The organism is Candidatus Viridilinea mediisalina, from assembly GCF_002532535.1.
GTDB lineage: Bacteria > Chloroflexota > Chloroflexia > Chloroflexales > Chloroflexaceae > Viridilinea > Viridilinea mediisalina.
Genome location: NZ_NQWI01000008.1, coordinates 15802 through 33235 on the forward strand (window position 1 = coordinate 15802; position 17434 = coordinate 33235).

General features: G+C 59.6%; 15 protein-coding genes and 1 pseudogene. 7 read left to right on the forward strand and 9 right to left on the reverse strand.

The genetic code is table 11. The features are described from left to right. Positions 1-6 precede the first annotated feature (6 nt). The 3 genes from CJ255_RS03000 to CJ255_RS03010 all read left to right on the forward strand — a co-directional run bounded on the left by CJ255_RS03000 (position 7) and on the right by CJ255_RS03010 (position 2864). On the forward strand, positions 7-1494 hold the full coding sequence (locus CJ255_RS03000; RefSeq protein WP_097642621.1) for a Ni/Fe hydrogenase subunit alpha: 1488 nt from the start codon (positions 7-9) through the stop codon (positions 1492-1494). Positions 1495-1786: 292 nt separating this feature from the next. Continuing rightward, entirely contained in the window at positions 1787-2260 is a 474-nt protein-coding gene (locus CJ255_RS03005; protein ID WP_097642622.1) for a hydrogenase maturation protease, read from the forward strand. 4 nt (positions 2261-2264) lie between these two features. Next, positions 2265-2864, forward strand: coding sequence for a cyclic nucleotide-binding domain-containing protein (locus tag CJ255_RS03010; protein ID WP_097642623.1), 600 nt, complete (start codon positions 2265-2267; stop codon positions 2862-2864). A gap of 178 nt (positions 2865-3042) precedes the next feature. Here CJ255_RS03010 and CJ255_RS24050 read toward each other — a convergent pair whose 3' ends face one another. The 9 genes and pseudogenes from CJ255_RS24050 to leuC all read right to left on the reverse strand — a co-directional run bounded on the left by CJ255_RS24050 (position 3043) and on the right by leuC (position 11932). Further along, entirely contained in the window at positions 3043-3798 is a 756-nt protein-coding gene (locus tag CJ255_RS24050; RefSeq protein WP_217352390.1) for a hypothetical protein, read from the reverse strand. Then, entirely contained in the window at positions 3779-4291 is a 513-nt protein-coding gene (locus CJ255_RS24055; protein ID WP_217352391.1) for an AAA family ATPase, read from the reverse strand. Before CJ255_RS24055 ends, CJ255_RS24050 begins: the two co-directional genes overlap by 20 nt. Positions 4292-4450: 159 nt before the next feature. Continuing rightward, on the reverse strand, positions 4451-5695 hold the full coding sequence (locus CJ255_RS24765) for a carboxypeptidase regulatory-like domain-containing protein (protein WP_320410727.1): 1245 nt from the start codon (positions 5693-5695) through the stop codon (positions 4451-4453). A 204-nt stretch (positions 5696-5899) separates the two neighbouring features. Continuing rightward, positions 5900-6673, reverse strand: a pseudogene (locus tag CJ255_RS24620) (carboxypeptidase regulatory-like domain-containing protein); the annotation flags it as partial. Between the two features lie 12 nt (positions 6674-6685). Beyond that, entirely contained in the window at positions 6686-7315 is a 630-nt protein-coding gene (locus tag CJ255_RS03025) for an RCC1 domain-containing protein (protein ID WP_097642625.1), read from the reverse strand. A gap of 962 nt (positions 7316-8277) precedes the next feature. Then, complete coding sequence (locus CJ255_RS03030; protein ID WP_245863149.1) at positions 8278-9150, reverse strand: sulfurtransferase; 873 nt, start codon at positions 9148-9150, stop codon at positions 8278-8280. A gap of 147 nt (positions 9151-9297) precedes the next feature. Continuing rightward, positions 9298-9768 carry a hypothetical protein gene (locus CJ255_RS03035; RefSeq protein WP_097642627.1) on the reverse strand — a complete coding sequence of 157 codons (471 nt, stop codon included), beginning with the start codon at positions 9766-9768 and terminating at the stop codon, positions 9298-9300. A gap of 116 nt (positions 9769-9884) precedes the next feature. Then, entirely contained in the window at positions 9885-10499 is a 615-nt protein-coding gene (gene leuD, locus CJ255_RS03040) for a 3-isopropylmalate dehydratase small subunit (protein WP_097642628.1), read from the reverse strand. Between the two features lie 8 nt (positions 10500-10507). Beyond that, positions 10508-11932 carry a 3-isopropylmalate dehydratase large subunit gene (leuC, locus tag CJ255_RS03045; protein WP_097642629.1) on the reverse strand — a complete coding sequence of 475 codons (1425 nt, stop codon included), beginning with the start codon at positions 11930-11932 and terminating at the stop codon, positions 10508-10510. A gap of 186 nt (positions 11933-12118) precedes the next feature. On the opposite strand from leuC, the gene CJ255_RS03050 reads away from it, so the two are divergent. The 4 genes from CJ255_RS03050 (at position 12119) to CJ255_RS03065 (ending at position 17349) form a co-directional block, all read left to right on the forward strand. Then, complete coding sequence (locus CJ255_RS03050; RefSeq protein WP_097642630.1) at positions 12119-14434, forward strand: tetratricopeptide repeat protein; 2316 nt, start codon at positions 12119-12121, stop codon at positions 14432-14434. A 14-nt stretch (positions 14435-14448) separates the two neighbouring features. Continuing rightward, positions 14449-14799, forward strand: coding sequence for a J domain-containing protein (locus CJ255_RS03055; RefSeq protein ID WP_097642631.1), 351 nt, complete (start codon positions 14449-14451; stop codon positions 14797-14799). Positions 14800-14801: 2 nt separating this feature from the next. Beyond that, positions 14802-15473: a nucleotide exchange factor GrpE gene (locus CJ255_RS03060; RefSeq protein WP_165774540.1), complete on the forward strand. Its 672-nt coding sequence runs from the start codon at positions 14802-14804 to the stop codon at positions 15471-15473. 109 nt (positions 15474-15582) lie between these two features. Then, the gene (locus CJ255_RS03065; RefSeq protein ID WP_097642633.1) at positions 15583-17349 is read left to right on the forward strand and encodes an Hsp70 family protein; all 1767 of its coding nucleotides are present in this window, start codon (positions 15583-15585) and stop codon (positions 17347-17349) included. The last annotated feature ends 85 nt before the right edge of the window (positions 17350-17434 follow it).

A 17434-nucleotide genomic window follows, 5' to 3' on the forward strand; every position in this document is an offset into this window, starting at 1 on the left:
AAGCCAATGCAACGCATCACCATTGATCCGGTGACCCGCTTGGAGGGCCACGGACGGATTGAGATCTTTTTGAACGATGAGGGCGATGTGGCGAATGCCTACTTCATCGTGCCGGAGCTACGCGGGTTTGAGCAGTTTTGTGTGGGGCGTCCAGCGGAGGAGATGCCGCGCATTACCTCGCGCATCTGCGGGGTCTGCCCCGAGGCGCACCACATGGCGGCCACCAAGACCTTGGATGCGCTCTTCAATGTTGAGCCGCCGGCGGCGGCAAAGAAGCTGCGCGAACTCTTCTACTCCTCGTTCTATGTCACCGACCATACGACCCACTTCTACGCTTTGGCTGGGCCCGATTTTGTGCTTGGCCCTGATGCGCCCCCTGCCGAGCGCAATATTCTGGGGGTGGTGCGGAAAGTTGGCCTAGAGATTGGGCGTGCAGTGATTGATGCGCGCATCCGCAACCATGAGATCATTAAGCTAATTGGGGGCCGGGGCGTGCATCCTGTAGCCGGCTTGCCCGGCGGTTGGAGTAAGCCATTGGCCCCGGAGGATCGCGCTCATGTGGAAGAGGTAGCGCGTAAGAATGTGGAGTTTGCGCTCTTTAGCCTCAAGCTCTTTGAGGATGTTGTGCTGGGCAATCCAGCCTACCGCGAGCTCATTCTGGCCGATACCTTTACCCATAACACCTACTCGATGGGCACGGTGGACGCTAATAATTATGTCAACTTCTACGATGGCATGATTCGCGTGGTTGACCCAGAGGGCAACGAGTTTGTCAAGTACCACCCGCGCGATTACGCCAAGCACATTGCCGAGCGGAGCGAGCCGTGGACCTACCTCAAGTTCCCTTATCTCAAGGGGGTGGGCTGGAACGGCTTTGTAGACGGCAAGCAGAGTGGCGTCTATGTGGCAACGCCCCTATCGCGCCTGAACGCCGCTGACGGCATGGCCACGCCACGGGCGCAGGAGTTTTTCGAGCAGTTCTACACAACCCTGAGTACGAAGGGGGCCAATGGGCGCTACAAGCCGGTGCATTACCGCCTAGCCACCCACTGGGCACGCCTGATCGAGTTGCTCTATGCGGCAGAACGCATGCTTGAGTTGGCCACCGACCCAGAGATTACAAGCCCCCATGTGCGCACGCCGGTGAGCAACCTGCCGCGTGAGGGCGCAGCAAGTGTAGAAGCACCACGGGGCACGCTTACGCACCACTACTGGACGGACGAAAATGGCATCCTGACGCGGGTAAACCTGATTGTCGGCACCACCAACAACTACGCACCAATTGCCATGTCGGTGAAGAAGGCCGCCCAGAGCCTGATCAGCAAAGGCACCGTCGTGACCGAAGGGCTCTTAAATCGCATCGAGATGGGTTTCCGCGCTTACGATCCCTGCTTCGGCTGCGCGACCCATGCGCTGCCAGGGCAAATGCCCCTAGAGGTGGTCATCCGCGATGCGGCAGGGGAGGAGTTGCAGACATTGAGTCAGTATTGTTAAAGCTTCTTTGGGGCTACGCCCTAAAGAAGCTTGTTAGCACGAAAAAGTTCTGGGCCACGACGTTGGCTGAGCCTGTCGAAGCCAACCTCGCGGTGGCTTCGACAGGCTCAGCCAACGCGCCGCTGGCTGAGCCTGTCGAAGCCAGCCTGTCGAAGCCAACCTCGCGGTGGCTTCGACAGGCTCAGCCAACGCGACACATCCCTACGAGCCCAAGGCTTCTTCGCGCTAACAAAGTTCTTCGGGGGCGGCGAAGCCGCCCCCGAACCCCCACACAATACCAAAAAGAGACACTATGCACACGCTCATCTTAGGCTTAGGCAACCCCATTCTCAGCGACGATGCGGTGGGCATCTTAGTGGCTGATGAGATTCAGGCGCTCTTGGAGCAGCAAGGGCCGCGCACGGACGTGACGGTCGAGACGGCGAGTTTGGGTGGCTTGGCGCTGATGGAGCGCATGTTGGGCTATGAGCGGGTGATTCTGATTGATGCCCTCTGGCGCACCCATGAAGCGCCGGGGCTCTTGTTGCGTTTGGGGCTCGATGATCTTGCGCTGCCACAGACAACCGAGCGGAGTGTGTCGCCTCATGATACCAGTTTGGGCATAGCGTTGGCGTTGGGGCGACAATTGGCGTTGCCCGTGCCTGAAGAGATCATTATCTATGCAATTACGGTACAATCTATTCTTGAAGTAAGTAGTGATCCGTCGCCCGCCGTAGCTGCGGCGGTACCGCAGGCGGTGGCGGCGGTGTTGGCTGAATTGGAGTAAAGCTATGGTTTCACCCGAATTGCTCCGCCGCTATGCCTTTTTTGGCGGGTTGAATGCCGAGCAACTGGCGTCCTTGGCCAAGGCAGCGGATGAGGTGGTACTTGAGGGCGGGAATACGCTCTTTCGTGAGGGCGAGGCGCTGCACAGCCTCTATCTGGTAGTTGATGGGCGGGTTGCGATTACGATGGAGCTACCGGAGGTAGGCAACCGTTCAGCGGTACAATTACCCGATACGCCCATGCGCGAAGCGGTCGTAAGCATGGTCAGTGCAGGCGCCGTGGTTGCTTGGTCGGCGCTGGTGCCGCCTTATGTGGCCACCTCGGGGGCCCGGACGGATAGTGCGTGCCGCTTGGTGGCCTTGGATTGCCGTGATCTGCGCGAGTCGTTCGATCAAGACCCCCACTTTGGCTACCTGATGCTGACAAAGGTAGCGCAGGCGGCGCGTGATCGCATCCGCGATCTGCATACTGAGATGTTGGGGGGGGTAAGACGAGCTTTTTGGAGAGAGACAGAGAATTTCACCACAGAGACACAGAGAACACAGAGAGGTTTGTGGCATGGCAATCACCATACCACGTGGCACACGCTGGAGTGCCGGCTTTAGCCGGCTAAAGCCGGCACTCCAACGCCAAGCCATAGACCTTTCAGACAGACTCTGAGGCACGCAATGAACCGCGTTGCCTTCGCCCCTCTCCCGCGTGGCGGGAGAGGGGACGGGGGTGAGGGCCATCTAGGGCTTCCCCAAGCCTTATTTTTGGCTTCACGTCAAATATTCTACCCACTCACAACTTCACCCACACAAGCCGATCAAATCCGAGCGCAACAATCGCGTAGGTGTGTAGGCGCAGGCTGGCCCCATAGACGTTCTGCAGGATGGCGCAGTACGCTTCGGCTTTCTGGGTTGCCTCGGCTAGGCGGGTCTGTACCAACGGTAGAGCCGCCAACTCCTCGCGGGGCGTGGTTTTTGCCGCTTCACTGCTCAGGCGCAACTCGCTCAAGGGCAGGTATTTGAACTCTAGCAGGGCGTCTTGCAGCGCGGAGCTACGCAGATCCGGGCGTACCAGCAGGGTCAGATCGGCGTAACTGCGCTCAAGGGCCGGTTCGGAATCGACCACATAGAGCCGGTCGTTGAAGAGGAGGGTTAGGAAGGCCATCTTGACGGTGAGTTCGTTGGCCCAGCGGTAGTCGCGGTTGTCGAGTGCGCGGAAGTAGGTCGTTTCGATAAACTCACACAAGGGCTGGAGTTCGCCCCGGTGGAAGAGTGCCTGGGCCGCTGCACTGGCCGTCTGCTGCTCGTGGGCCGGCAAGACCCGTGTGCGTAACTGTTCGGCGTAGAGGCTGCGTATCACCAAGTTGGGCACACGAAAGCGCAACTGCACCATCTCGGTATAGCCATCGAGGGTCAGCACGCCGAAGTAGTAGAGCAGCGAGACCATGAAGGTCGCGTCTTTGGCCTGATCGAGCACATCGGCCACACCAAAGCTCTGCGCCAGCGTATCAATCACCAGCGGGTTGGCCTCATCGAGTGCCGTTGTCATACTCGTCAATCAGCAGATAGAGGCGCTGTGGGGTGTCTGCGACCGCAGCCAGGAGTGACTGCAACGAACGGAGCGCATCGGTGGGATGCAAGGTAATCGGGTGGTTCAGCCAGGCTTGGTAGCGCACACTGAACAGCTCAATGGCCCCATTCATATGAGCATGCAGCGCTTGGCTAATCTGCTCAACCTCACCTTGCGGACTGACCAGCGAGAAGTCCCAGCGTAGAATGAAGTAGTTGTTGCGGCGTGGCGTCGGATTGTGACCAATCGCCAGATCGCCAAACAACTGCTCAAAGGCTGGCGCTTTGGCCACATCGTAGTAGTTTTCGAGCGTCGAGAGCCAGAGGCTCTTGCCGAAGCGCCGTGGGCGCAGGAAGACCAGGTGCATCCCAGCCGCTTCGACTAGCGGAATGCAGGATGTGCGGTCAATGTAGTGATAGCCTTCGGTGCGAATTTTGTAGAAGTCGCTGATCCCGTAGGGTAAGTTGAGCATCTGGTCTACTCCTTTTCATTGGTTCGTGTTGGCGGCTGCGCCGCCAACACGAACCAATGAAATTTCTTCGGGGGCGGCAAAGCCGCCCCCGACCCCCCTTTATTGTACCGGGTTGGCAGCGTAGCCGCCAACCCAGCACAAAAAGGCGTAGCCCCAACGCTAACGCTGTACCAATGGCAAGAAGACCCTCGCCGGTTCGCTTACGCTTGTCCCACGGAAGTCTTGGTCACTCAGGTTGCCCGTCACGCTGACGCTGCGGCTCGCCGGGCTAAAGTGGTACCCGTCCAGCGTCGGGGTGAGCGTGTAGCTGCCCGTTGGGACGCCCTCAAGGGTGTAGCTGCCATCGGCGCCACTTGTTGCCGTGCGTGTCCCGTCCGTGACGCTGACCCCGGCGAGGCCATTGCCCGCGTTGGTGGTGATGCGCCCGCTGATGCGGTAGTTCGAGGCCGCAAGCGTGATCGTGCTGCTGGCCTGTTCACCCAAACGTGCCCCTACGGGATTGCTCAGGCTGAGGGTGAAGCTGATCTCGGCGCTGGCGAGTTGGCTGGTGTTGAGCGGGATGCTGATCTGTTGGCGCGTCTCGCCCGCCGCGAAGCTGAGGTTTCCCAGGGCGGCTACGCCGTCTGCGCCGCTGCTGCGGTACTGCACCGTCACCGGGCCGCTCGTGGCTGCGCTGAGTTGCACCTCCACCGTGACGCTGCTGCTACCGTGGGCTACGGCGTAGTCCGCCTGGCTGAAGTTGAGCGTCGGGATCGTCGCGCCCGCAATTGGGGTAAGGTGCATGTGCAGATCAAGCACCTCCGGTGGCACACCAGCCATAGCGCTGACGCGCCGCTCGTAGCCGGGCGCCTCCACGGTGACATACCAGCAGCCCAGGGCCACGTCCCAGCCGTAGTAGCCATCCGCGCCAGTGATCTGCGGGTTGACCTGCGGATCGATCAGGTTGGGATCGGGCATGGCGACCACACCAAGCGCCTCATCAGCGGGAGGGAGATCGTCCCATGTACGATTGCCCAGCGTATCCGGCGTCTCACAGGTGAGCGGCGCCGTATCGAGCGGCCCGCTCTTGGGCGCATAGCTCGGCACCTGGAAGAGTTGCACCACGGCACCCGCAATCGGCTGGTTGGTGGTCGCATCGCGCACAAAGCCGCTCGGATCGTAGAGCACCACGCGGCCCAACAGCTCACTCAGGGACTCAGCGGCGCAACGGTAGCTCAGCGCCAACGCGCCCGTCGCCACCTGCGCGGCGGGAATCGTCGTGCTGAAGATGCCACTGCCGGTGGGCGCTTCGCTCATCGGGAAACTGGCGCTCCCCAAGGTGACCGTCGCCGTCATCGGCGTTGTGCCATCGGCGCAACTGAGCGGCAGTTCCACCTGCAGATCGCGGCGCTGCGGATTGGCCATCCCCACCGCCACTTGGCCAGTGGAGGGATTGGTACTCACCGAGGCACCATTGCCAGTGATCAGCGCACGGGAGGCCAACGGGCGCTGGAAGAGCGCATCAATATTGTTGGTCGTCGCATCCTTCGCCACCGCCACGAGGTCGGCTTGGGCCGCACTAGCGCGGCGGTTGTAGAACTGGCTACGGTGAGTAGCCGGATCGAAGAAGCTCACCCGGTAGCTACCCACCGGCAGACGGGAAAAACTGTAGCGCCCCTCGGCATCACTCAGCGCAGAGGCCATCGTCAGCCAGCGCTCCTCATCACCCGCCAGACGCAACTGCGCTACCACGCGCACCCCGCGTAGCGCCGCGCCCGTCTCGTCACGCACCTGACCCGCCAGCGCACCCAACTCACTCGCCAGCACAAAATCCTTACCCTGCACATCGCTCGTCAGCACAAAGGCATGCTGCGGCGGCGCAAAACGCTGCACCGGCAGGGCCACCAGCGTCACCGCACCCTGGGGCACATTGGTGAGCGTATAGCTACCCGTCGCATCGGTGGTAGTGGTTTGGCCACGGGCCGCCAGCGTCACCCCGGCGATTCCCGCGCCCGCCGCATCAGTGACACGCCCGTGGATCGTGGCCGTCTGGATGGTGAGTGGGTTGCGCGGGATGGTGGCTTGGCCAGAACTGTTGTCGCCCCAGCAGCGCAACGCCCCGCCCGCCGTGATTGCACAGGTGTGAACCCCACCAGCGCTGACCTGGCTGACGGTGCCGAGATCGCCAGGCACCTCCGTCTGGCCAGACCTATTGTCGCCCCAGCAGTGCAGCACCCCGCCCGCCGTGAGCGCACAGGTGTGATCGCCACCGGCGCTGACCTGGCTGACGGGGCCGAGGTCTTCCGGCACGTCCGTCTGGCCAGTAATGTTGCCTTGCCGATCCGTGTTGTTGCCCCAGCAGTGCAACGCCCCGCCCGCCGTGAGCGCACAGGTGTGAGCCCAACCGGCACTGACCTAGCTGACCGTGCCGAGACCGCTAGGCACGTCCGTCTGGCCAGTAACGTTGCCTTGCCAATCCGTATTACGTCCCCAGCAGCGCAGCGCCCCGCCCTCAGTGATAGCACAGGTGTGATAGTCACCGGCGCTGACCTGGCTGACTGTGCCGAGATCGCTAGGCACGTCCCTCGGGCCATACTGGTTGGAGCCCCAGCAGTGCAGCGCCCCGCCCGCCGTGATCGCACAGGTGTAACTCTCACCGGCGCTGACCTGCTTCACTGCGCCGAGGTCGCTAGGCACGTCCGTCTGGCCTTGCCAGTTGTTGCCCCAGCAGTGCAGCGCCCCACCTGCCGTGATCGCACAGGTGTGACTCCCACCGACGCTGGCATGGCTGACCGTACCGAGGTCGGCAGGTAGTGTACTATTGCCCCCCCAGCAGTACAACTGCCCCGCTGCGTTGATCACACAGGTGGTGTTGCCCCTAGCTTCAACCACGGGCAAAACACCCCCCACCGGCGTATCTGCCGCTCGGGCTACCATTGGCGCTGGCGCATCCGTGGCCGTCGTGGCTGGGGTGGGCATGGCGCCAACAACGAGTAGCGCGAAGAGCGCTACGATGGCGAGTGGATAGAAGCAGCGATGGGTCATGTGGGTCTCCTTTGGCTGGGGTGAATATTGTGGGGCTATTATAGCAGGTGGTGATCTTCATGTGAATGATGTGGCGTTGGTGGAGTATCAGGATTTGCTTATGGAACGCGGACAAACGACCTGCTAGGTGGGCGCCGTGCAGCCACCATGCGTAGCCCCACAGACCCAACGGCGCACACCTGGCAGGTCTGAGAGGCTGTCTGAAAAATCTATGTTAGTGCGAAAAAGCTCTGGGCCGCGCCGCTTGGCTTCGACAGGCTCAGCCAGCGGCGCGGTGGCTGAGCCTGTCGAAGCCCCCGCGCCGCCCCCATCAAGCCCAAGGCTTTTTCGCGCTAACAAATCTATACGACTGGCGTTGGAGTGCCGGCTTCAGCCGGCTAAAGCCGGCACTGCAACGCATGCCCACGAGCTTTTCAGACAGTTTCTGAGGTGCCAACGGCCCATGAGACCTCGCAGGTGCGGCGCGGTGGGATCGTTGACGTCCTCATGGTGGCGGCACGCGCCCCACCTGCCAGGTTTTAAGGGCAGACAGAACGTTTGCTTCGGTAGCGACCGATAGGGCTTTGGGATGCCCAGGATGGCCCTCACCCCCTACCCCCTTCGGCAAGCGGCCCCTGAGCTTGTCGAAGGGCAGGGCACCGCCTCTCCCACGTTGTGGGAGAGGGGCGAAGGCATCGCGGTTTTTGTGTGTTCTTTTGCGCTTTTTTGCGGCAATGAATACGTTTTCTTTTCGCCCTTAAACGCATGGCGGGAAGGATGAGATGGCCATTGCGTAACCGCCCAAGAACCCGGTAGGGGCGTAGCAGCGGCCCCCCAGGGATCGCGTTGCGTCGAGAAACATAGGCCGCTGCTACGCCCTCATGTCGGTGTTACGCCCTCCCGATGCGCTGCCATGATGGTGCCGTTGGCATGCGACGGGATGCATGTGTTTGCCATGAATTACGTAACAATTCCCGCCTCCCCTATTGCTCCAAGGGCTTCCTTGGATCATTGCCCCACTCATTCCATGAGCCGTCGTAGAGGGCGGCGCGTTGGCCGGTGGCGAGTTCTAGCGCGATGGCGACTGGGGTGGCTGAGACGCCGCCGTTGCAGTAGGTGACCACTTCGCGCTCGCTGAGGTTGTTGAGGGGTACTCCGGCTGCGGTGAAGCGGGCCTGTAGCTCGGCGGGGCTGGCGTAGGTGTGATCTTCGGCGCTGAGTAGGCTTTGGTAAAAGACGTTGTATGCGCCGGGGATATGCCCACCACGAGCGGCACGCGACTCTTCGCCGTGGAACTCTTTGGCGTTGCGCGCATCAATCAGCACCAGATCGCTCCCAAGGGCAGCCAAGATTTGGTCGGCACTCTTGCGCATGTGCGGCTGGGGGCGGGGCGTGAAGGTGGCCGGGGGGTAGTTGGGCAGCTCACTGCTCATGGGGCGGCCTTCGGCCTGCCATTTGACGAGACCACCATTGAGAATGCGGGCGTGCTCGAAGCCGTAGTAGCGCAGCACCCAGAGCAGCCGCCCGGCAAACATCGAGAACCAATCATCGTAGGCAACGACGACCGTGTCATCGCCAATGCCTAAGTTGCCCAAGACCTGGGCGATCTTGGTGGGCGGAGCGACCTGCACGAGTACGGGATCGTCAAGATCAACCAGATCGCTTGTCCAATCGAGATAGACCGCGCCAGGAATGTGGCTGGCAGCATAATCGTCGTGGCGGGCGGCATAGTGCGGTTTGGGCGCGGTTGGAGGCAGCACCGTGCCGCGCATATCTACGATGCGCAACCGAGGATGATCGAGATGCTCAGCCAGCCATGCGCTACTCACGAGCGGGCCAGCGGGAAGCTCAAGCATGATGGGGACTCCTTATACCATTGTAGATTGTAGATTGTAGATTGTAGATTGCCGAACATATTACAATCTGGAGACATCCAAGGTATCTTGATGCCTCATGCCAGCCGGAGCCGGTAGATCCGCCCCGCTGGGGCGGCTCTACTACGCTCATGGGGCCTGCCGCGCTTGGGCCAGGGCCACCAATTCTGGCAGGGTCAAGCCGGGTAGACGTAAGCCCCCAACCTGCACACGCTGACGGCGGATGCTCGGATCGGCGGCAAGTGCTTGGCCCTCCGGCCCGGCCAGCCAGGCAAGCAGGGCCGCAAAGCCGTTAGGAGTAAGCGATTGTTCCAGACCAGCCAAGATAGCCCGCGCCAAGCCAGCAAGCTCGGAACCCTCTTCAGGGCGCAATGCGGCGGGCGGCAGGGCTACAATCTTGGCATCAGGCCCATCGGGTTGCACGAGTACCCGAATGAAATCTTCACCCTCACGCGGGCCACTGGCATCAAAGCCAACCACACTGCCCGCCCGCGCGCCCGCCTCTGCCTGCGCCTCCGCACCCATCAGCGCCACACGGGCACCAATGTCGAAGCCAAGCCCCTCGAACCAGACAATGCCATTGTGGTGGTGAGTGTTCATGGTGGTGCCTCTTATACCATTTCAGATTGTAGATTGTAGATTGTAGATTGCCGAACATGGTTTCCCAATGCGGTTTCGCGTTCTTGATAATGCGAACGCTTCAAGTGTATTTGGGATTAGTTTGGCTGCAACGTATTCACGGCAACCGCATGCTGTGATTCAAAGGCGGCAATTGCATCCTCCTGCTGCTGCAAGAAGCCGAGTTGATCAACGCCATGGACAAGACAGTGGCGGGCAAAACCATCGATGGGAAAGGGTACGGCCCGTCCACCCGGCATGATCAAGCGCTGATTGGGCAGATCAATCTCTATCATGGTAGCAGGGTCTTCTTCAATATGGCTCAACAACTCGTGGTAGCTCTCTTCATCAATCGTCACCGGCAGCAGCCCAATTTTGAGCGCATTGTTGCGAAAGATGTCGGCAAAAGCTGGTGCAACCACAGCGCGAAAGCCGTAGCCCTGCAAAGCCCACGGCGCATGCTCACGCGAACTACCACAGCCAAAATTGCGCCCTGCTACCAGAATGGTTGCGCCCAACGCTTCAGGTCGGTTGAGCGCAAAATCGGGATTGAGCGAGCCGTCGGGCAAATAGCGCCACGCCTGAAAGAGCCCCTCAGCCAAACCAGCCTTATCGGTAACCTTGAGGTAGCTTGCAGGAATGACCTGGTCGGTATCAATGTTTTCGATGGGCAAAGCGACCGCTTTGCCATTGATGGTTGTGATTGGTTCCATAGCGTTTTCTACTTTATCATCGTGCGCGGATCGGTAACACAGCCGGTAACGGCGGCAGCGGCAGCGGTGAGCGGACTGGCCAGGAGGGTGCGCGCCCCAGGGCCTTGACGCCCGACGAAGTTGCGGTTGGAGCTACTGATCGCATATTTTCCAGGGGGCACTTTATCATCATTCATGCCCAAGCAGGCGCTACACCCCGCTTCGCGCCACTCGGCCCCTGCTGCCGTGAAAATGGCATCAAGGCCCTCCTCTTCGGCTTGGCGCTTGACGCGCTGGCTCCCGGGGACCACCAGAACCCGTACTCCTGCGGCTACTTTGCGATCCTTCATAAGCGCCGCAGCGGTACGCAGATCACTGATCCGCGAGTTGGTACACGAACCCAAAAAGACCACGTCAATCGGATGGCCCAAGAGTGGCCGCCCGGGTTCAAAGCCCATATAGGCCAAGGCCGCATCAAGAGCTTGACGGCTGGGCGCATCGGGCATGTCGGCCAGGGTGGGCACTGGTGCATCAATCGGGATACCCATGGCTGGATTGGTGCCGTAGGTAATCATTGGGGCCAAATGGTTGGCATCAAGCGTCATCTCTCGATCAAACTGTGCGCCCTCATCGCTTGGCAAACGACGCCAGCGCGCCACGGCTGCATCAAAGGCGGCACCCTGCGGCGCATAGGGCCGTCCGGCCACATAGGCAAACGTGGTCTCATCGGGTGCCACCATGCCAGCACGCGCCCCACCTTCAATACTCATATTGCAGATGGTCATACGCTCCTCCATCGAGAGCGCCCGAATGGCCGAGCCCATATACTCAAAGACATGGCCCGTACCGCCACCTACGCCATACTTCGCAATCAGGGCCAAAATGATGTCCTTCGCCCCTACACCCGCCTGCAACTGGCCCTCCACGCGCACCGCGCAGGTCTTCGGTTGATACTGCAACAGGCACTGGGTTGCCAGCACATGGCCCACCTCGGAAGTACCAATCCCAAAGGCCAGCGCCCCAAAGGCCCCATGGGTACTCGTATGGCTATCGCCACAGACAATCGTCATACCGGGCTGGGTCAAGCCCTGTTCCGGCCCAATCACATGGACAATCCCTTGGTTCAAACTCCCCAATTCAAAGAGGGTAATCCCAAACTCAGCACAATTCTTACGCAACTGATCAAGCTGATTAATCGCCTGGGGGTCAATCACCGGAATGATCCCCAAGGCATTCCGGGGAGTTGTTGGGGTACTATGATCCATCGTGCCTAAGGTGCGATCAGGGCGGCGCACCTTCAAACCACGCTGGCGCAGTTCACTAAAGGCTTGGGGTGATGTCACCTCGTGGATCAGATGCAGATCAATATAGAGTACTGCCGGAGTATCCGAGCTTTCGGGGCGCACCACATGGGCGTCCCACACCTTCTCAAAGAGCGTCTTTGGGCTACTCATCGCGTCAACCTTACAAGGGTAAGCATACGTTCTCAAACCATCCGCAAGGGATCATACCACAAAACCCATAGATGCGGTAAAATAATAGGAATTATGAGTTTGCGCGTTCCGATAGCGGTAGCCCTATGCTACGTGTGCATGACACTGGCTGCGCCCAACCCGCAATGACCAACTATAAGGATTTGCATGGCTAAAGCAAAAAAGAATAAAGCCAAACAATCGAAGCAACGCTCGCCCCAGCCAGTGAACCAACGTGAGCGAGCGATGTGCGCCTTTCAGTCGGGCAATTTTAACGAGGCGTTACGCATCTTGGAGTTGCAGTATGAGCACGATCCGAGCGTAGGCCCCCTGATTGCCGAGACGCTCTTGCGGCGCACCTTAAGCCCGAGCAAGATTGATGCTGTGGCCGATCTGCGCCGAGCCTTGGAGTTGGTGCCCAACGATCTCAGCTATACGTTTCACTTGGGGCGCTTGCTACACCATGATGGCGATTATGCGGCAGCCGAGGCGTATTATCGTGAAGTCTTAGCCCAAGACCCCAACCATGAAGCAGCGGCGCGGCTGTTGGTCTTGCTGAAGCTTGAGCAAAACCCACAGACGGAGGTAAGCCAACTGCCCTATCTGTCGCCCGCAATTGAAAAGTGGCTCGCTCCGGCCCATGCGCTCCTGCACAAGCAGCCATTCGCGCACGATACGAGCCCCTTGGGTATGTTGTGGCAGGGCTTATTTCAGCTTGCGGCGGGCGATCCGGCGGCAACCAAGAGCCTGGCTGATGACCGTAGTCTGCCGAGTGCGGCGTTGCACCGCATCCGCCGCCACTACCGCGGCTTGGCTGCGGCGGCGGCGGGTGATCTGGCCACGGCCCAGAAGCACTGGACCCAACTCTTCGATACGGGCGCACGGCCCCCCGGCCTTGAGGCCCAACTCTCGTGGTTGCTCTACGAGCAACTGCTTGAGCTCTGGGAGAACGAAAAATATCAAGAGGCAGCGGAATTGGCGAAACGTTGGCAAACGTTGAAGGGTAGTGCGGCCTTTGATGAACTCCGGGTACTGGCGCTCGACCGAGCGGCCCATCTGCATGTCGCTCAACGCGAATGGCCTCAGGCAATCCAAAACTGGCAAGCAGCGCGCGAGATCGTCGGCAATAGCCAAGCCAAAAGCTTGGGTTCGCCCCGCCCGTTGTTGCATAATCTGGCCCTTGCCTACGAACAGCTTGAGCATTGGAATGATGCTGCTGAAAACTGGCGGGCCCTGCTGCGTTTTCGTCCACGTAAGCGCAACGATACCGATGAAACGCTCGAGAACAAACGCTGGGCTTGGGTGCGTAAACGGCTGATCAAATGCTACCACAATGCCGATAACCCCGAAGAAGCTATTAATATCTTCCGCCAGATGATCAAAGCGGAACCGGATGATATCGATCTGCGCTTGGATCTGGCTTCAGCCCTCTACGACAATAAACAGGATGCTGCTGCCAAGAAGGAACTGAAACGGGCATTGCAGATCGAACCTCACCATCCCGAAGCGACCGTGCGCTATGCCATGATGCTGTCCGATGCGTGGCAAATGGCTGAAGCACAACGACTCGTGAAACTGATGGTCAACCACCACGCCGACAACCCAGACGCACGGCGTAAGGCTGGCGAAGTGTGTGCCTACTGTGCCAATGAGTATATTCGTTATGGCAATCTCCACCTGGCCCATAACGCCTTTGTCGAAGCGGAGCAGCACGATCCGACCAATGGCATCTATCCGATCCAACAGGCGCGTATGCTCTTCTTCCTCAAGCGCCCGGTTGATGTCGCAGCCAAGATCAACCACGCCCTTGAGCTTGAGAGTAAACGCGTTCAGGTGTGGCAACTTGCCCTTGAAACATGGCTGATCATAAAGGACATCGCGCAAGCAGAGGCGCTATGGCCGCGCTATCGCCAAATCTGCAACCCTAGTGCCCAGCAGATCCGCGACATAAGCATAGGCATTCTGGTTAAGATTATTCCGCCGCCCTCTGATCGGCTGTTGCGCTCAGGCGTGGCCCCCACACCCGTTGATACGCCTGAGGTTCGCTTTCTACACAACCTCATCCAAGAAGCGCTGGAGTTGAGTAACCACGATATCGCGCTCTACACACAAGTCATTGAGGTCATGCTGCTGCCCTTGTATGAACATGCGCTCCACTTCGCCGAACAAGCCTTAGAGCACCACCCCAACGACCCCGCGTTGCTGCTCAATAAGAGCATAGCCCTGAGTTTGTGCAACCGCACCCAAGACGCGAAGGCGGTCTTGCAACAAGCAGGCCAGTTGGCGCGTAAACAGGGCCGCGCCGACATCCAAGCTCAGGTGCGCGATATACGCCCGATGATTGGTACGCCGGAACTGGTGCGCTATTTGAGTATGCCTATTACCGGCGGGTTTGATGATACCATGTTCGATCTTGATGATCTTGATGATCTTGATGAGATTGATCTCAAAGAGCTTGAGAAGATGCTCAAAGATATGCTCTAGGAAGGGTTTGACTGATGAGTACGGTGTTGCAAGAAAACCCCTATGCTATCCTGGGGGTCAACCGCGATGCTCCGGCTGATGAGATCAAGCGGGCCTACTTTACGCTCGTGCGCGCCAATCCGCCGGAACGCAATCCGGTTGAGTTTAAGCGCATCCGTGCTGCCTATGAGTTGCTGCGTGACCCCGCGAAGCAGGTCGAAACCGATCTGCAACTGCTGCAACTCTGGCCAGAACCGGCACGCCGTAAGCGTACCCCGAAGCCCAGTTTTGTGCCGCAAACCGATGATATTTTGGCGGTACTCCGCGCAAGTAGCGACCTAGAACGCTCTGATTGGCGTGAACACTACAAGAAGATGGAATGGTAACTATGTCCGATCAGGCTACGTTGGAAGTGTCCGAAAAGTTGGATGCACTGCAAGCAACGATTGCGGCCCTTGAAAAGCAGATCGGGCGGGCCGGACGAGAACAACTGAAAGCGAATGCGATTGCCGAGCGCCAAGCCGATCAGTTGGCTGATGCGCTGCAGGTGCTGCAAGCGGCTGAAACACGCCGCGCAACCGATCTCGATGCGTTGCATGAGCAGCAACGCAAAATGGTTGCTGAAGCGCGCCTCGAGGTTGCACGGGCGATCTTTCCAAGCGTTGATGGCCTTGATGAGGCGCTCCGCGCCGGGCATGTTATGCTCGATCACGCGGTACGCCAAGAGAGTGCAGAATCGCTGTTGCAACGCCTACTCTTGGGCAATAGCAACAATAAATCTGAACTGGAAGCAACCCTGAAACCGTGGTTGGAGGGGTTGATGATGGTGCGCCGCCGTCTGCTTGATGCGCTCGCCAATGAAGGCATTAGCGCGATTGAGACCGAAGGGCAACCTTTCGATCCGCGTCTCCATATTGCCGTTGAAGCAAGCATTGATCCCGCCCCGCCCGGTACGATCCTGCAAGTCTTGCGCCGTGGCTTCGTGGCGGGCGAGCGCGTCCTCCGCCCGGCTGAAGTGATTGTCGCAACCGCCCCCGCTGAAAAGAGCGTAGCGCTCTGATCGCTTGGGTGCGCGGAGTTTTGCACGATCACCCTCATTCCTGTATCCTATCTCCTCATTCCTGTATCCTATCTCCTATCTCCTGTATCCTACCTTCTAAGGAGTATCTATGAGCCTGATTATAGGCATTGACCTGGGCACTACCTTTTCTGCTGTTGGCATCGTTCGTGATGGCAAGCCCGAAATTGTGCCTGTGGGCGATGAGCATATTATGCCTTCGGTGGTTGGCCTTGGCCCCGACGGCGGGTTGCTGGTTGGTGCGCCTGCACGCAACCAGTACGCCCTCTATCCCGACCGCACCGTGCGCTCGATTAAGCGCCAAATGGGCGAGCAGACGACGGTACATTTGGGTGAGCAGGCGTATACCCCACCACAAATCTCGGCCCTGATTCTGCGTGAACTGCACCGCGCTGCCGAGGCTCAACTGGGCCAAAAGGTTGAACGGGCGGTCATTACCGTGCCCGCCTATTTCTCCGATGCAGCACGCCAAGCCACCCGCGAAGCCGGTGAAGTTGCTGGCCTCGTGGTTGAACGGATTATCAATGAGCCGACCGCCGCAGCCTTGGCCTATGGGCTCGATCGTAGCGACCAACGCCAACTCGTGGCGGTCTACGATCTCGGCGGGGGCACCTTCGATGTCTCGATCATCGAACTGGACAGCGGTGTGGTTGAGGTGCGTGCGAGCCACGGGAATACCCAATTAGGTGGCGACGATTTTGATGAGCGACTGCGCGAGATTCTGGTAGCTCGCTTTGAAGAAGCCCACGGCGTCAGCCCCCGTGACGACCGGCGGGCGATGGCGCGGCTGCTGCGTGCCGCTGAGGATGCGAAGGTGACCCTCTCCTCCCGGCCTATGGTGCGCGTCCAAGAAGAGTACCTCTTGACTGTCGAGGGGCGTCCGCTCAACCTTGACGCCGAGGTGCAACGCCACGAGTTTGAGGCGGCCATTCGTGATCTGCTCGATGGTACGGTTGATGCCCTTGATGCAGCCCTCAAGGATGCTGGCATCAGTAGCGACGAGCTCGATAAGGTTCTCTTTGTCGGTGGGAGCACCCGTATCCCCTTGGTCTGGGAGATGGTACGCGAGCATACTGGCATCGAACCGGCGGTAGCAATCAACCCCGATGAAGCGGTGGCGCTTGGTGCTGCCGTACAGGGTGCCATCATTGCAGGCGAACCACTCGATGCCATTCTGGTTGATGTGACGCCTCACTCATTGGGCATTGAGGTGGTTGAGTTTGATCTGCAAGGCCGCACGATTCCCGATCACTACAGTGTCCTCATTCCGCGCAACACCACCGTGCCCACTTCACGCGCCGAAACATACGCTGGCGTCCATCCGGCCCAGACGGCGATCAACCTGAAGATCTACCAGGGCGAACATGCCATCGCCTCGCGCAACACCTTGCTGGGCGAATTCCTCTTTGACAACCTCAAGCCTGAAGCGCCCGGCTTGCCCCCCGCCATTGTTGTGCAGTTCGATTGTGACCTCAACGGCATCGTCAATATCTCGGCCCTAGACAAAGCCAGTGGCAAACAGGCCCAGACGAGCGTCCGCGCCGCCCATGCCCGCCTCTCGCCCGCCGAGATCGCAGGTGCGCGTGTGAGCCTTGAGCAACTCGAGCAGTTTGGCTGGGGCGAAGGGGCGCTTGAGGTCAGCGCAGAAGCCACTGCCCCCCAGTCACTTCAGTTGAGTACCGAAATCCTAGCGCTGCTTGCCCGGGCGCAACGCACCCTTGAGCAGCATCCCGGCCATCAGGGGCTCCTGGATGCGATTGCCGCCGTCGAAAACGCGGCCAATGCCGGTAACCAAGATGTGCTTGAGCAGGCGACTGAGGCGCTGATCGATCTGCTCTATGATCTGGAGGATGAGTAGAATTATGGGATAGAACCTCCCCCGGAGGGGGAGTGGGGAAGGCGTAGCCGCCCCCGCATAACCTTTTCCCTTGCGTGTTGGCGGC

Excerpts from the sequence above, each read along its gene's own strand:
- CJ255_RS03050 (WP_097642630.1), top strand. The coding sequence starts at position 12,119 with ATGGCTAAAGCAAAAAAGAATAAAGCCAAACAATCGAAGCAACGCTCG.
- CJ255_RS03025 (WP_097642625.1), bottom strand. The coding sequence starts at position 7,315 with ATGACCCATCGCTGCTTCTATCCACTCGCCATCGTAGCGCTCTTCGCG.
- CJ255_RS03030 (WP_245863149.1), bottom strand. The coding sequence starts at position 9,150 with ATGCTTGAGCTTCCCGCTGGCCCGCTCGTGAGTAGCGCATGGCTGGCT.
- CJ255_RS24055 (WP_217352391.1), bottom strand. The coding sequence starts at position 4,291 with ATGCTCAACTTACCCTACGGGATCAGCGACTTCTACAAAATTCGCACC.
- CJ255_RS03055 (WP_097642631.1), top strand. The coding sequence starts at position 14,449 with ATGAGTACGGTGTTGCAAGAAAACCCCTATGCTATCCTGGGGGTCAAC.
- CJ255_RS24050 (WP_217352390.1), bottom strand. The coding sequence starts at position 3,798 with ATGACAACGGCACTCGATGAGGCCAACCCGCTGGTGATTGATACGCTG.
- CJ255_RS03010 (WP_097642623.1), top strand. The coding sequence starts at position 2,265 with ATGGTTTCACCCGAATTGCTCCGCCGCTATGCCTTTTTTGGCGGGTTG.
- leuD (WP_097642628.1), bottom strand. The coding sequence starts at position 10,499 with ATGGAACCAATCACAACCATCAATGGCAAAGCGGTCGCTTTGCCCATC.
- CJ255_RS24765 (WP_320410727.1), bottom strand. The coding sequence starts at position 5,695 with ATGGCCAATCCGCAGCGCCGCGATCTGCAGGTGGAACTGCCGCTCAGT.
- CJ255_RS03000 (WP_097642621.1), top strand. The coding sequence starts at position 7 with ATGCAACGCATCACCATTGATCCGGTGACCCGCTTGGAGGGCCACGGA.
- leuC (WP_097642629.1), bottom strand. The coding sequence starts at position 11,932 with ATGAGTAGCCCAAAGACGCTCTTTGAGAAGGTGTGGGACGCCCATGTG.
- CJ255_RS03035 (WP_097642627.1), bottom strand. The coding sequence starts at position 9,768 with ATGAACACTCACCACCACAATGGCATTGTCTGGTTCGAGGGGCTTGGC.
- CJ255_RS03065 (WP_097642633.1), top strand. The coding sequence starts at position 15,583 with ATGAGCCTGATTATAGGCATTGACCTGGGCACTACCTTTTCTGCTGTT.
- CJ255_RS03005 (WP_097642622.1), top strand. The coding sequence starts at position 1,787 with ATGCACACGCTCATCTTAGGCTTAGGCAACCCCATTCTCAGCGACGAT.
- CJ255_RS03060 (WP_165774540.1), top strand. The coding sequence starts at position 14,802 with ATGTCCGATCAGGCTACGTTGGAAGTGTCCGAAAAGTTGGATGCACTG.